The organism is Mammaliicoccus vitulinus, from assembly GCF_029024305.1.
GTDB lineage: Bacteria > Bacillota > Bacilli > Staphylococcales > Staphylococcaceae > Mammaliicoccus > Mammaliicoccus vitulinus.
The window spans coordinates 804,234-817,280 of the sequence record NZ_CP118974.1; the positions used below are offsets into that span (position 1 = coordinate 804,234).

At 30.6% G+C, this 13,047-nt stretch carries 14 protein-coding genes; 5 read left to right on the plus strand and 9 right to left on the minus strand.

The window, feature by feature from the left end; translation table 11 throughout:
• Window positions 1–593: 593 nt before the first annotated feature.
• A complete protein-coding gene (locus PYW35_RS03965; protein WP_103322738.1) occupies window positions 594–1,145 on the minus strand; it encodes a thioredoxin family protein in 552 nt (183 codons plus the stop codon).
• Between the two features lie 80 nt (window positions 1,146–1,225).
• On the minus strand, window positions 1,226–2,263 hold the full coding sequence (locus PYW35_RS03970) for a S66 family peptidase (protein ID WP_103322739.1): 1,038 nt from the start codon (window positions 2,261–2,263) through the stop codon (window positions 1,226–1,228).
• A 156-nt stretch (window positions 2,264–2,419) separates the two neighbouring features.
• Here PYW35_RS03970 and PYW35_RS03975 point away from each other — a divergent pair, with 156 nt between their 5' ends.
• Entirely contained in the window at window positions 2,420–2,965 is a 546-nt protein-coding gene (locus PYW35_RS03975) for an HAAS signaling domain-containing protein (protein ID WP_016913176.1), read from the plus strand.
• Entirely contained in the window at window positions 2,965–3,804 is an 840-nt protein-coding gene (locus tag PYW35_RS03980; RefSeq protein WP_016913175.1) for a DUF4097 family beta strand repeat-containing protein, read from the plus strand. Before PYW35_RS03975 ends, PYW35_RS03980 begins: the two co-directional genes overlap by 1 nt.
• A 277-nt stretch (window positions 3,805–4,081) precedes the next feature.
• Here PYW35_RS03980 and PYW35_RS03985 read toward each other — a convergent pair whose 3' ends face one another.
• On the minus strand, window positions 4,082–5,119 hold the full coding sequence (locus tag PYW35_RS03985) for a C45 family autoproteolytic acyltransferase/hydrolase (RefSeq protein WP_016912300.1): 1,038 nt from the start codon (window positions 5,117–5,119) through the stop codon (window positions 4,082–4,084).
• 348 nt (window positions 5,120–5,467) lie between these two features.
• Window positions 5,468–6,439 (minus strand): bile acid:sodium symporter family protein, encoded by a 972-nt coding sequence (locus tag PYW35_RS03990; RefSeq protein ID WP_016912301.1) that lies wholly within the window; start codon window positions 6,437–6,439, stop codon window positions 5,468–5,470.
• Between the two features lie 226 nt (window positions 6,440–6,665).
• Between PYW35_RS03990 and PYW35_RS03995 the strand changes: the two genes are divergently transcribed.
• Together PYW35_RS03995 and PYW35_RS04000 are read left to right on the plus strand one after the other, a co-directional pair.
• Window positions 6,666–6,854: a hypothetical protein gene (locus PYW35_RS03995; protein WP_088369014.1), complete on the plus strand. Its 189-nt coding sequence runs from the start codon at window positions 6,666–6,668 to the stop codon at window positions 6,852–6,854.
• A 70-nt stretch (window positions 6,855–6,924) separates the two neighbouring features.
• Window positions 6,925–7,512 (plus strand): hypothetical protein, encoded by a 588-nt coding sequence (locus tag PYW35_RS04000; protein ID WP_103322321.1) that lies wholly within the window; start codon window positions 6,925–6,927, stop codon window positions 7,510–7,512.
• Here the strand turns inward: PYW35_RS04000 and PYW35_RS04005 are convergent.
• The 5 genes from PYW35_RS04005 to PYW35_RS04025 all read right to left on the minus strand — a co-directional run bounded on the left by PYW35_RS04005 (window position 7,481) and on the right by PYW35_RS04025 (window position 11,532).
• On the minus strand, window positions 7,481–8,431 hold the full coding sequence (locus PYW35_RS04005; protein ID WP_103322322.1) for an LPXTG cell wall anchor domain-containing protein: 951 nt from the start codon (window positions 8,429–8,431) through the stop codon (window positions 7,481–7,483). The two genes, PYW35_RS04000 and PYW35_RS04005, sit on opposite strands and share 32 nt — an antisense overlap.
• 322 nt (window positions 8,432–8,753) lie before the next feature.
• Window positions 8,754–9,470 carry a quorum-sensing response regulator AgrA gene (gene agrA / locus PYW35_RS04010; RefSeq protein ID WP_016912305.1) on the minus strand — a complete coding sequence of 239 codons (717 nt, stop codon included), beginning with the start codon at window positions 9,468–9,470 and terminating at the stop codon, window positions 8,754–8,756.
• The gene (agrC, locus tag PYW35_RS04015; RefSeq protein WP_103322323.1) at window positions 9,467–10,795 is read right to left on the minus strand and encodes a quorum-sensing sensor histidine kinase AgrC; all 1,329 of its coding nucleotides are present in this window, start codon (window positions 10,793–10,795) and stop codon (window positions 9,467–9,469) included. Before agrC ends, agrA begins: the two co-directional genes overlap by 4 nt.
• A gap of 24 nt (window positions 10,796–10,819) precedes the next feature.
• Window positions 10,820–10,960: an AgrD family cyclic lactone autoinducer peptide gene (locus PYW35_RS04020; protein ID WP_016912307.1), complete on the minus strand. Its 141-nt coding sequence runs from the start codon at window positions 10,958–10,960 to the stop codon at window positions 10,820–10,822.
• Entirely contained in the window at window positions 10,957–11,532 is a 576-nt protein-coding gene (locus tag PYW35_RS04025; RefSeq protein ID WP_016912308.1) for an accessory gene regulator AgrB, read from the minus strand. The genes PYW35_RS04020 and PYW35_RS04025 overlap by 4 nt, the downstream gene beginning before the upstream one ends.
• Before the next feature lie 477 nt (window positions 11,533–12,009).
• Between PYW35_RS04025 and pglS the strand changes: the two genes are divergently transcribed.
• On the plus strand, window positions 12,010–13,044 hold the full coding sequence (gene pglS / locus PYW35_RS04030) for a 6-phosphogluconolactonase (protein ID WP_103322324.1): 1,035 nt from the start codon (window positions 12,010–12,012) through the stop codon (window positions 13,042–13,044).
• The last annotated feature ends 3 nt before the right edge of the window (window positions 13,045–13,047 follow it).

Here is a 13,047-nt window from a genome sequence, read left to right on the forward strand (position 1 = left end):
GCACAATACATTCAATTCCTCAAAACTATTTCGTATATGTTTTTCATGATTGTAAATGACTTTGTGTAGAACGTGTTTAGATAGTTATCTGTAATTGTAACGTTGAAATGGATCATATAATGATTCAAGCTATTTTTATAAGGTTTCCCGGCTTTATAAAAATACATGTTTCCTTAATTAATAACCCTTCCCCGAAAAGCGCTCGTTAATTCCCGGACGAGCGCTTTTCACTTGCAGATTTTTACGTGTTAACTTTAGTAACATAGATTTTTAAGTTTTATAAAAATAAAGTAAAATAAACTCATCGATCCATGGGGATGGTGAGAGATGTTACTATGAGTAATAGGGTAGTATACATATATAGCTAATATAATATTTGAGTTTAGGACATAAATCCTAACTTAAAATAAAACACCCAATCCGTTGGAATTATTTTCGGATTGGGTGTTTTTATATTGCTGATTTTGTAAAGTGCTGACGCCCGGGGGAATAGTATGAGTGAGAGACTACAGGCTCGAGCCATACCCCTAGGCAAGCATGCACTTTACAAAATCATTATAGTTTTGGACATTTATGTCTCAGCCTCAAATAGTTTATGCGATTGAACTTACGATTGATTCGTAAACATCGTCCCAAAATTGTGTGTTGTTTTGGTATGCTTCGTGTATTTGATGATGAACTTCTTTTTCTTTTTCAGCGTATGTTGAATCATCTTTACTAGGTAAGTCTTTACGTAATATTTCTACATGTTTTTGAACACTTATAGCTCTAGGTCCCCAAACGTGTTCTTGTTCGTGGTTTTCATTTAAAAAAACAAAAATAGGTATTGATCGAGCTGTACCGTTTGTTAAGTACTGATCGATAAGGTTTGTATCTTCATCTCGGTGAAACACTTTCACTTCAATATTGGCATAGTCAGCAATGTTTAATAATACTGGTATATTCATCATTGCATCTCCGCACCAATCTTCAGTAATGACAAGTACTTTGTAATTTTTATCTTTAATTTTATCTAAACGTTCATCATTTTTAGGTAATTGAAAAGATTGATATATATCTAATAATTGATCTTTATTTGTTGTCATTTCGTTAACGTATTCTTTAATTGGTTGCGCCTGTTCATAATATGTAACTAACTTAGTCATAGTCATAAATCCCCCTTTTATATACTCAATATTATAACAATTCTGAAATAATTCGCAAAGAACTAAACTTGAAGAAATATTTAATTAACAGCGTTATCAATTATTTTAAATGTTTTATGATCAACATCTAATTCTGCTTGTGCGCCATAAGGTATAATGCATTTTGGTTCGTTATGACCGAAACTTGCGTTATAAAAGACCGGCATATCTTCTTGGTTCCATTCTTTTAACATTTTAACCCAAACTTCTTTGTATTCTTCATAATAAACATCATCTTGTGGACGACCGATAATTACGCCATTTATTTTGTCAAAGATACCCATTGAACCGAATGCTCGGACATAGTCTTCCATTAACCATGGTGATGCATGTACTTCAGCAGTTTCGATGAACAATATTGCACCTTCGAAGACATCTTTATCAGGGAATACATCCGTAGCTTTTAATGAATGAAACAGCTCCATGCAGCCACCAATTAAATGTCCTGTTGCTTTACCTTTACCATTTAAAATTTCATATCCGTTGCTATCAAATGATTCTCGATTAATATGCTTATTTTTCTCGTCCCACTTTAAACCGTATTTTCGGATTTGTGGTGAAGCAGGCACATTACCAACAGGCCCATTTTGGAACCAAGTTTGATTAATAGATTGAACCGTGTAATCATCCATAGAAACATTTTCAGCAAAATCAGTTAAAAGTAGCGGGCCATAGAAACTTGAGATACCAGCTTGATAAAACATAAAGTGAAGGGCAGTAGTATCAGAATAACCACTAAATATTTTAGGATTATTTCTTATAATATTTAAGTCTATGTATGGCCATAACCTTACAGAATCATCACCGCCTAAAGTACAAATAATGGCTTTTACTTCTGGATCTTCAAGTGCTTGATGTAAATCATCTACACGTTTTTCTGGATGATTATATGTGAAGTCTGATCCTTTAAGTGCATGAGGCATAACTTTTACCTTTAAGCCGAATACTTCCTTTAATCGCTGAATACCAACTTCTGTTCTCCAAAGCACTTCTTCTTCACCTGCATAACCTGATGAAGGCGAAACAATTGCTACAGTGTCACCTTTAGAAAGTTTGCTTGGTTTGATTAATCTTTCCATTCCAAATACCCCCTTATTTGTATATTGGAATTAGTATAGCATACTGATATAACTTGAAATCAAATATTTCAGATGATAATATGATGTTGTTTGTAAAAAGAATGGTAATATATTAATGAAAGTAAGGTTAATATCATAATAGAAGGGGCATGTTTCATGGATAAAATAACCTTCCTTAATTACCTTGAGGATGAATTATCTCGTTTGCCTAAAGTTGAACGAGATAAAATAATGTATGAATATGAAACGAAATTTTTTGAAGCTCACAATGAAAAAGAATTAATTCATGAATTAGGTGAACCTAAAGTTATTGCTAAAAAAGTTTATGCAACAAGTGCCATTCAAGATGCAGAATTATCGCCTAATTTTAAAAATGTTTTTCAAGCGATTATGGCCACTTTAGGTTTAAGCTTTTTTAATATATTCTTTATTATCATACCGTTTTTAATCATTGCTTTTATACTGTTAATTGTTGTCGTTGTAGGTGCTTTAATGATGTTAGGACCTATAGTCAGTATTATAAATATCTTTGTGCACGGGTTCTATTGGATTGATATAACGAATATTATATTTTCAATATCATTTTTAGGTTTAGGATTAATGTTGCTTATAACCGGATTGAAATTAATAGAACTATGCTATAAAGGAATTTTGAAATATTTAAAATGGTGTGTAAAAGTCATTAGGAGGCGTGCTGAATAATGAAAAAGTTATTTTTAACAGGTTTAAGCGTCTTCTTAATATTTGGCTTAATTGGGACAATACTTTGGTTCACAGTTAATAATAAATTCGAGAAGCAAGAAACGTATGAGAAAGTTTTTAAAAATAATCAAGTAGAGCAAATCATTGTCAACGGACAAAATACAAATGTTGAAGTGAAAAAGGGGAAATATTTAGGAATCAAATACACCGGTAAGCAAGAAGTAAATGCTAGTATTGAAAATAATTTACTTCATTTTACAGAACGTGATAGTAAATATCAGTTCAATGCTAATTTTATTCCATATAGAAAAACGATTAACCATTTAGTCATTACATTACCAGAGAAAAATTATCAATCGTTTAATATTTCTACGAATACTGGAAATATCTCCATTAAAGATGTGAGCAGTAACAATAGTAATATGATTACCGATACCGGAAACATATCTTATGATAATGTTAATTTAAAACATGCTAAAGCTATCACGAGTTTAGGAAGTGTTAAAGTTAAAAATTCTAAACTCACAGAATTTAATGGGGAAATTGAAACGGGTAATATACGAATCAATAAGAGTAGTCTCATTAATAGTGAAATGATTACATCCTTAGGTGATATAAATATTAGCCAGCTGAAAAATGAATGTGATATTAAATCATCAACAGAAGATGGGAACATTTCAATTTCTTATGAACAACCACCTAAAAACACTTTGCTACAATTACAAGCCGAATCAGGCAAAACAAAAATTAAGAATAAAGCTTTTAATGGTGAAAAAGTAGGTAACGGTAAGCATGTGATTGAGAGTTATACTGATAATGGAGATATTACAATTAAATAATGTAATGAAAGAAGCAAGGACATAAATATCTAAATTGTAATGATTTTGTAAAGTGCGGACGCCCGGGGGAATAGTATGAGTGAGAGACTACAGGCTCGAGCCATACCCCCAGGCAAGCATGCACTTTCAAAATCAGAAATATAAAAATCACCCAATCCGAAAATGAATCCAACGGATTGGGTGATTTATTTTGAGAAAGGGAATGATGTACCATCTTCTTTCAAGGTGCATGTTCCTTTAGTAACTTAGATAAAAGTGGTTGCTAGAGCATTGCTCTTTATTCACTGGCAAATTCTATATCTGTATCTATTTGTCCTGATATCGTACTTAAATGTAATGACTTACCATCTAGCCAATCTTTGAAATTAAATGTATGAATTGTCCCATTTTCTCCTAGAGCAATTTTCATTTGTAATTGTTCAGGTATATAAGCAGATGTATGAATCGTACCTGACCAACTTTTAAAAAGTTTACTATAAATTTCATATTGAGGATCATTAAAATAACGAAAAGCATGTTCTAATGACATATTCTCATGAGTAATATGATCAATTCTAGAGTATCTTTCTATCGATTCTTTAATGTAGTTTCTATTCTCATGTGTTAACACTTCAAAATGATTCGTACACAAATTGTTATTTTTTGTGACGACATCTCTAGGAGTAGCTTCTACTGTTATTCTTCTATTATGCTTATCCATTAAAATGTAACTGAAAGAACTACGGTGAGGAATTTCTTTCAATAAAGCTACTGCTTCTTCAATATCTTTACACGTTTCTAATATAAGCCTTCCAATCATATAACATACAAAGCCGTCTCCAGGTTTTTTTCTATGCATAAAATTGTAACCCATGGCTAAACCATGTTCATTCATGCCATCCATTCTTCCTGTAACTCTAGATGTCGGTCCAATTTGTGCATAACCTCCATCATTTGGTTGAAACAAACTAAATCGACCGTCATAAGTGGCAGGATTATAATCATAATTTCTAACCATGTAATCATTTCCTAAAAATATAGAACAACCACTATCTTTAGCATACACTCTGTAATGACCGTAATTTAATAAGATTCTTTCGAGCGGAAACTTTAATGTATCTTGTATCCCCATAAGTTCGTCCCAAATTTGAGGTGCGAATTTTTGATAAATCTTCTTCGTTTCTTCTATATCTATATCAAAACGAGGTCTTCTAATTTTCCATTCGTTTTCTCTATTCTCTAACATTTTAGTAGATTGTAACCATTTAGCTTGGGCAACGCCATAGTCATAATGATTTCCTCTAAATTCAAATGTCTGCATATCAACTTGTTGCAACGTTATCACTCCTAATATACTTATTTTGATTGAAAAATGACATTTTGTCACGTATATTATATTAAGAATATTAAGATAGGAAATATGATGTTAAACAGATTGTAATAATGCCTTAACCTATGTAATTTTTTACCATGTTATATTTAGTTTACCGATTATCTCACGCAAAATGTGAGAAGGGGGTATGTATAATGTGGAATCAAGGATATATTTACATGAAAAAAATTTGGCAAGAGTGGTATCGAAGATAAATTAATGTAATAAATTGCGCTCATAAAACATCTAGAATATATATTTTTGAAATAAAAAGAGCATCATACCCGTTAATAGGTGTGATGCTCTTCTTATTTATACTTGATCTGTTGCAGTTGAATAATGATGTTTACGTTTCGTTCGCTTTGTTTGGTTTGACCATATAATTGCGATAGTAGGTCCAGTTAGTAAATGGATAAAGCTAAATATAGCACCTGGAACGGCTGACAATGGATTAAAGTGGGCAGTAGCAAGAGAAACTGCAAGTCCAGAGTTCTGCATTCCGACTTCTATTGAAATTGCGCGTTTATCAGGTCTATTTAATTTAAATATTTTGGCTAATAAATATCCGATTGTTAAACCACTTATATTATGCAGTAAGACGACACCAAACATAATCAATCCTGTTTCAATAATTTGGACTTTGTTTCCAGCTACTACACTAGAAAGTATTAATGAAATTGAAACTACTGAAATAATAGGTAGTATGTCTACCGATTTTTCAGCAACAGGTTTGAAAAATCTTTGAACGATAAAACCTAAAATAATAGGGATCAGTACGACTTGTACGACTGATATAAACATTGAAGCAAATGATACTTGTAACCACTCTCTAGCAAATAAATATATTAAGCTAGGTGTCACAATTGGTGCTAATAATGTAGATACGGTTGTAATAGAGACTGACAATGCCGTATTGGCTTTAGCTAGGTAACTGATAACGTTAGAAGCAGTACCACCAGGGCAACAACCAACTAAAATTACGCCTAATGCGATATCCGGGCTTAAATTAAATCCTTTTGCTATTAAATATGCCGTTATAGGCATAATCGTATATTGCAGTATCACACCAATCAAAACACTTTTAGGTGATTTAAATACTTCTTTAAAATCATTTGTAGAAATGGTCATGCCCATACCAAACATTACAATTCCTAATAAATAAGGAATATAAGGTGCTACTTGAGCAATGATATTTGGAAAGCTAAATCCTAATATGGCTGCTACTAGCATCCAAAGGACAAATGTTTTATTAATGAATTGACTGAATTTCTTTATATTACTCATATATGCACCTTCCAATAGTATAATAATCTGAATATTAACAATAATACAAAAAGTTTTCAATAGCTTTATCAAAATAATTGTTTGTTTAACTTTTTAAAAAAGAATTGATACATTTAATGAGTTATTTTATACTATATAAAGAACACAAATAACGATATATCTTATAGAATGAGCGTAATATCTTTTATGTATTTTGAATATTATGTTATGATATAAGAGGTAGAAAATGATGATAGAGGTGACTTCAATGGATTGTATTAAAGGGATTTTCAAATTCTTTTTCATCTTAATTGCTATAACAACAGTTGCTGTTGGGGCAGGTATTGCTGTCTTAGCATTTGTATTTAAAAAAGATTTTGAAGAATTAGAACAAAAGACTAAAGAAATTGTATCTGAAATCGAATCTAATAATTAAAATAAAGGAGCAATCACTATTTTTATGTGATTGCTCCCTTTTTTTAAAAAATATTAGGAGGTTATTTATTTTGCATTATGAAAGCAATGTGTTAATATCTCCGAGGTTAGATTACGATAAGACCAATCAATTAGAGAAGTTATCACTAAGGTTAAAGGTGCCTAGTGATAGAGAGCTTCATGCATTAATTGAAGCAATAGAATATGATCAGCCATTTTTAAAATCTATAACAATTGGAACGAGCAATGAAGAAGAAATGATTAACACTGCATTTCATTTAAAGACTTTGATAGAACATACTTGGTACGAGTATAAGCATTCAGATGTGTATGTTAATGTTGTCGTATGGAAGAATAATGTAGGCTCTACTAAAAAATATGTTGAAAAGTTTATAGCAGATTCTCCCGATGTTTGGATTACTCTTGGATCTCAAATAGGATTTAGTAACATTCTCAAACGATTATTTCGACTGGAAGTGTGGGACTCGAGGAAAACTTATTGTTTAAACTCATTGCTATCCCAGGCAATGATTGATATAGTTGGCCACAAATATTTCGAGGGGCTAAATGGTATTAGTTACCATGGGGAAATTCTAAAAGTTAAGAAAGGTATAATCGTTTCAAATGTTAATTATGATTCTGAGACTTCTTTTTCCTAATTATAAAAAATATCAATGAAGTGATACATATGAGTAATGCACTCATAATATATGTGAAGTAATGTGAGGATGTTTGTCCAGTTTCAGGAAGAGATTTTGTTTCTGAGCTGGGCTTTTTTTCTTTATTATTATTTTGAATAGAATGGTTGGAATCAGGAACTAAGAAATCTTTAACTACTGATATTTGATAAGTCTGTGAATTATTTTGATTACTATTTATGTTATTAGAATTATTTAGAGTATTAGCTTGGGTTTGTTGATTCTGTTGGTTATTGTCTAATTGTGTGTGTTGCATAGAATCTTGTATAAAAGGTGAGACTGATTTGTTGTCGGAATTAAATGTGTAATATTTATCCTCTCCTATTGAAATAGTTGAATGAGTGTCTATTCCATTAATAGTTACATTGAATTTAGTATCTTTAGGAATATTTGAAGGAATGTTGATTGTAGTTGTACCATCATTGTTAGTTTTACCAATAAATTCTTGGTTCTGTGCTAACAGTTTAACTTCTATGTTACTTAAAGGTTGATAAGTTTTGGAAAGTACATCGATCGTGATACTCTGATTATTTATAGTAGGTGTATTACGAAGTTGGTTATCAGAAGAAGTTAATTGATATAACTTATTAGGCTCAACAGTAAAAGTCTGTTGATTTGAAGTAGTTAAAGTGTATTGCGTTTTAATATTCTTGCTTGGTATTTCAATAAAAGCTAACCCATCTGACCTAGTTGTTAAATATTTAACTTCATTATCTAACTGAAGTTGAAACGTTTCGTTAGGTATAGGTATGTTGCTTGCAGTAAAAAATTGAAAACCAATGGGTATTGTATTATTACTTGCGTATATATTGTTAGGCGCATTGAGTGTCGTAGCTACAAGACAAACAATACTATAAAAGAAGAATGAAAAAATCTTCATTATGTCCTCCTTTCTCGTTATTACCAACGATCATTGGGTAAATATATTATGCCATAACTCCCCTTAATATTCCAGTAATATTTTATACTTTTTTTATAAGATTTTAATTTTAACTAAAACCTACCTATATAAATGCAGTCTAAAATTTTTTTGATATGAATAGCAGCTGTTTTGAATGGCTCAAATAAAAAGCATAATCTAAAAGGGGAGTCACATATTAAATGTGCAAGTTGTAATCAAGAAATACTTTAAATCATAAGTAACATAGAAAAACAGAGAGAACTTTTATATCATAAAAGTTCTCTCTGCTTTTTATTCAATATTAAATCTTTTTAATATTTCTAACTGACGCATAACAGTGTTCACCGTTATTAAAATGAACTGTTCGATCTTTCGTATCAATGTTATTCACATTATTACGATTAATAACATAACTATTATGACATCTGAAAAATCTATCATCCAAATTAGATAAATTTTTCAAACTACCATAAAATTCAATTTGCCTATTGTCAAGATGGGCGATTAGTCTATGTGATTTTGAAGATGATTCAAAAAACATCACATCGTCGTATTGCACATATACTGAATTACTGCCTCTTGTTAATTCTATCTTCTCGACGTTAGTATTTTTAGATAACATACCAAGTCGAATATAAGCAGTGTCTAAACAATCTAATACTCGCATCTTTAATTGATCTGGATCATCTTTAAAAATAAAATCCATTGCTGCAACTTTATAAACGAAAGTTAAATATGTTAGTTCACTATGACTTGTAACAAAAATGATATTACCAATAGGGTCATATTTACGTATTTCACTTGCTAACGTAATACCATTTATATCTGCATCTAATTGAATGTCTAAAAAGTAACATCCTATATCGTTTGCTGTTTTGACATGATCTAATAATTCATATGGATCATTCGTAGCAAGTTCAATCGACATTTCTTTTTCTTCGATCATAATATAATTATTTATAATCTTTTGCATCCGCTCTAGTTGTTTAGGGTCATCTTCACAAATGATGATTTTCATCGAATCACTTCCTCAGTACGATCATTAGTGCGATCATTTAAAATTTCAAGCTTTTGAATAAAGTATTGATCATTAATAAATGTGTCTAAGAAAACATGATCAGTTTTCTCAGTGATTTCTTTCAATGTCGTTAAACCAATACCACGTTTACGACCTTTAGTAGAATAATGGTTTTCAAATAACTTATGTACTTTTGGAGTATCTTTAGAACATTTATTCATGAACACAAGTAGTACTGACTCATCATTTTTAATAAAAGCAATTTGAATTGTAGGGTTGTCTACAAACTCAGAAGCTTCAATCGCATTATCCATAATAATTCCAATACAACGACTCAGTTCAACAATGTTCATATTTATATGATCAATCTGTTCAGTAACCTCAATACTAATATTGATATTCTGTTCTTGAGATTGAATAATTTTCGTAGTTAATAAACCTTTAATTTCTCTCACATGTAAATTTTGAAGACCATTAATTTTAATCGCGTTTAATTTCATATCATCATGTAGGTGGGCGATATTTTGATCAAAATATGTTCTTAGTCCATTCATGTCATCTTCTCTTATATACTCAGATAAAGTCGCTAAAATATTTACATAATCATGACGAAACTTACGCATTTCATTGTTGATTCTTTCAATCTGCAAAGTGTATTTATAATATTGATTAATTTCCTTTTTAGTGCGTTGCAATGCCATTTCACGAATAACCGTAATGGAAATTAAAATGATAAAAATAGCAGCGACACTAACATAAATCACATAAAATAATGTCTGAAATTCAAACTCTTTTTCAGTATTATATGATTTAGGCATGTAAACATAAAAGACCATAAATGAAACTGCTAAAAATGCAGCTAATAAAAGTAAATAAATACGGTTATTATATAAATAACTGAGTTTAAGTCTATTCATCAATAGTCTTATCAAAACAGCTAAAGTTATAGATATTAATATATGCATAATACTATAACTTATAAAAAATGGTATGTAATTATCTTTACCATTTAAGATAAAATTCGTTATTAATATAGATGAGTAATCAGATACGACTGAAATAATAATAACTATTAAAGTATTAATTACACCGAGTAGTTTAAATTTTCTATAAAAGAACACAAAATAAAAAAGACAAACATATAGAATGGATCCAACACCAAATATATAATAAAAAGTAAGTGAAGGGATTATGAAGCCTATAATTAAGGCACCATAATCCCTTTTGTTGTATCGATAATTTTGTGTTATAGCTAGTAATATAGTAAATAATAATACTTGTAATAATCCAAAAGGTAAAGATTCTAAATTAGAAAGCGAGTCCATATATTACACTTCCTTAATGACAACTTATTGTTTTTCTTTTAATAGTTCTGCTGGTACTTCTGTTTCATCTAAAAATGCTGTACAACCTCTAATTACCGCTTTTTCACCGAATGATGAAAGAAAATTTGATGCTGATTTTGAGAATAAAGTAGCTAATAAATTCATGATATTGTTTCCTCCTCTTTGTAAAATATAGGTAATAGTGATACTGCTTCGAAGACCAATCCTAAGCATACTAATTGTTGATAAGGTTCTTTAATGAATAAAGAAATGATTATCAATATTGTAGCGGCTATGATTGATCTAAGTTTAAGACCTTTTCGCCACTTGCCTAATATTGGGTGTTTCTTTGTTTGCATTGGTGCGTACTTTATTATTATGAGATAACCGAGTATCGCAATCGCTAGAAATGGCCAATACGATATGTTGGTATTAACGATAATAAGTGGTGCGACCACAAACATTATTAGGCTTTGTATGGTGCATAAAAATGTGGACTTTGCATGCGCACCAAACGCAAAATATCTAATGGCAAAATAACTAAGATGTACAATAAGTGTGTATAAAAATATATGGGATAGAAGGGCAGCGCCATAAATGACTACAGTCTTCATAATATTTCCTACAATTACTTCTAGTCCATACTTTACCTTTAAATAACTAACATGATCTAGGTTATTTGTATTTTGAAGACTTAATGCAATCTTATCGATTTGTGTTTGAACAGGTTGATACATAGCGCCCCCTCCTTAAGTATAATTATAGAACAAATTGATTAGCATTTTACTTCTTTTGCCCAACTGTATTATTTTCATGCCTAACTGTTGAGATTTCTAATATATTTGTATTTTAACATAATTTCAATGCAGTTAAGAACTAAAAATAACGACTTAGGGAATATATAAATTTCATATACATATTTAATATAAGATAATTAATGACTATTTAATTATATAAATTAATTTAGAAATCGTAATTATAAAGGGGGATCCTTTATGGCAGGCGATATCGTCAATGCTATATGTGGTATTTTTCAATGGCTTGTAGAAGTTGTTAGTGGCCTATTTGATTAAATGTCGATAATTTCTACAAGTTTAGTGTATATTATAATCAATCTTTCAACGTGTACCAATAGGTATGCGTTTTTATTATAGTTATTGAGTGTTTTCATGTAGAATGATATTTAAGATAAATTTAGGGAGGAATTTAATTTTATGAAAACTAAAGGTTATATTGGAACTTATACTAAAAAGGATGGTAAAGGCATATATCGATTTGATGTTGATGAAAACGATCAAACAATCGAAAAGGTTGAAGTTGGTTACGAAGTTGAGGCATCTACATATGTTACGAATCATAATCAATTTTTATATGCTATTAAAAAAGATGGCGATGATTGTGGTGTCGCAAGTTTCTTAATTAATGAAGATGGTAGCTTAACGTTTATCAATGATTGTTTAGCTTCCCAAGAAGGTACGGGATGTCATATTTCAGTTTCTAAAGATGGTCAATTCTTATTTGAAGCTGTATATGGTGCAGGTCTTGTTAGGCTATATAAACTTGATCATGAAAATGGTGGAATAAGCGGGTTAATAGATGTTTATCGTGCTGAGGGTCACGGACCAAATGAAGCAAGACAAGAAAGTAGTCATGTTCATTTTGTACAACAGACACCAGACTTGGATTTTCTTGCAACAGTTGATTTAGGGGCAGATGCTGTAAGAACATTTAAATTTTCTGATGAAGGGTTAGAATTAGTTGAAACATTAGAAACTCAAGCAGGTAGTGGTCCGAGACATTTAGCATTTCATCCAAATGGTGATTATGCATATTTAGTAAATGAATTAAGTAATACAATCCAAGTGTTGTCTTATAAAAACGGCAAATTTGCAGAGATTAGTCCTACATTAATGACGATACATGAGGATTTTGACTTAAATTCACAAGTTGGTGCTGTCAGATTAAGTCATGACGGTCAATTTATTTATGTTTCAAATAGAGGTCATAATAGTATTGCGGTATATAAAATTTTAGGTGACGGTGCTCTTATTGAAACGGTCGAAATTATTACAAGCGGTGGAACTTGGCCGAGAGACTTTAATATCACACCAAGTGATTCATTCTTAGTTGTAGCACATGAACATTCATATAATTTAGTTTTATTTAGTAGAAACAAAGAAACAGGTAAATTAACAGAGATAGAAAATGAACAAAAAGCTGCAGAAGGCGTTTGTGTTCAATTTATTTAATGG

Bases quoted from the DNA above. Each gene is read 5' to 3' on its own strand.
- PYW35_RS03965 (WP_103322738.1), bottom strand. From the start codon at position 1,145: ATGACTAAGTTAGTTACATATTATGAACAGGCGCAACCAATTAAAGAA.
- PYW35_RS03970 (WP_103322739.1), bottom strand. From the start codon at position 2,263: ATGGAAAGATTAATCAAACCAAGCAAACTTTCTAAAGGTGACACTGTA.
- PYW35_RS03975 (WP_016913176.1), top strand. From the start codon at position 2,420: ATGGATAAAATAACCTTCCTTAATTACCTTGAGGATGAATTATCTCGT.
- PYW35_RS03980 (WP_016913175.1), top strand. From the start codon at position 2,965: ATGAAAAAGTTATTTTTAACAGGTTTAAGCGTCTTCTTAATATTTGGC.
- PYW35_RS03990 (WP_016912301.1), bottom strand. From the start codon at position 6,439: ATGAGTAATATAAAGAAATTCAGTCAATTCATTAATAAAACATTTGTC.
- PYW35_RS03995 (WP_088369014.1), top strand. From the start codon at position 6,666: ATGATGATAGAGGTGACTTCAATGGATTGTATTAAAGGGATTTTCAAA.
- PYW35_RS04005 (WP_103322322.1), bottom strand. From the start codon at position 8,431: ATGAAGATTTTTTCATTCTTCTTTTATAGTATTGTTTGTCTTGTAGCT.
- agrA (WP_016912305.1), bottom strand. From the start codon at position 9,470: ATGAAAATCATCATTTGTGAAGATGACCCTAAACAACTAGAGCGGATG.
- agrC (WP_103322323.1), bottom strand. From the start codon at position 10,795: ATGGACTCGCTTTCTAATTTAGAATCTTTACCTTTTGGATTATTACAA.
- PYW35_RS04020 (WP_016912307.1), bottom strand. From the start codon at position 10,960: ATGAATTTATTAGCTACTTTATTCTCAAAATCAGCATCAAATTTTCTT.
- PYW35_RS04025 (WP_016912308.1), bottom strand. From the start codon at position 11,532: ATGTATCAACCTGTTCAAACACAAATCGATAAGATTGCATTAAGTCTT.
- pglS (WP_103322324.1), top strand. From the start codon at position 12,010: ATGAAAACTAAAGGTTATATTGGAACTTATACTAAAAAGGATGGTAAA.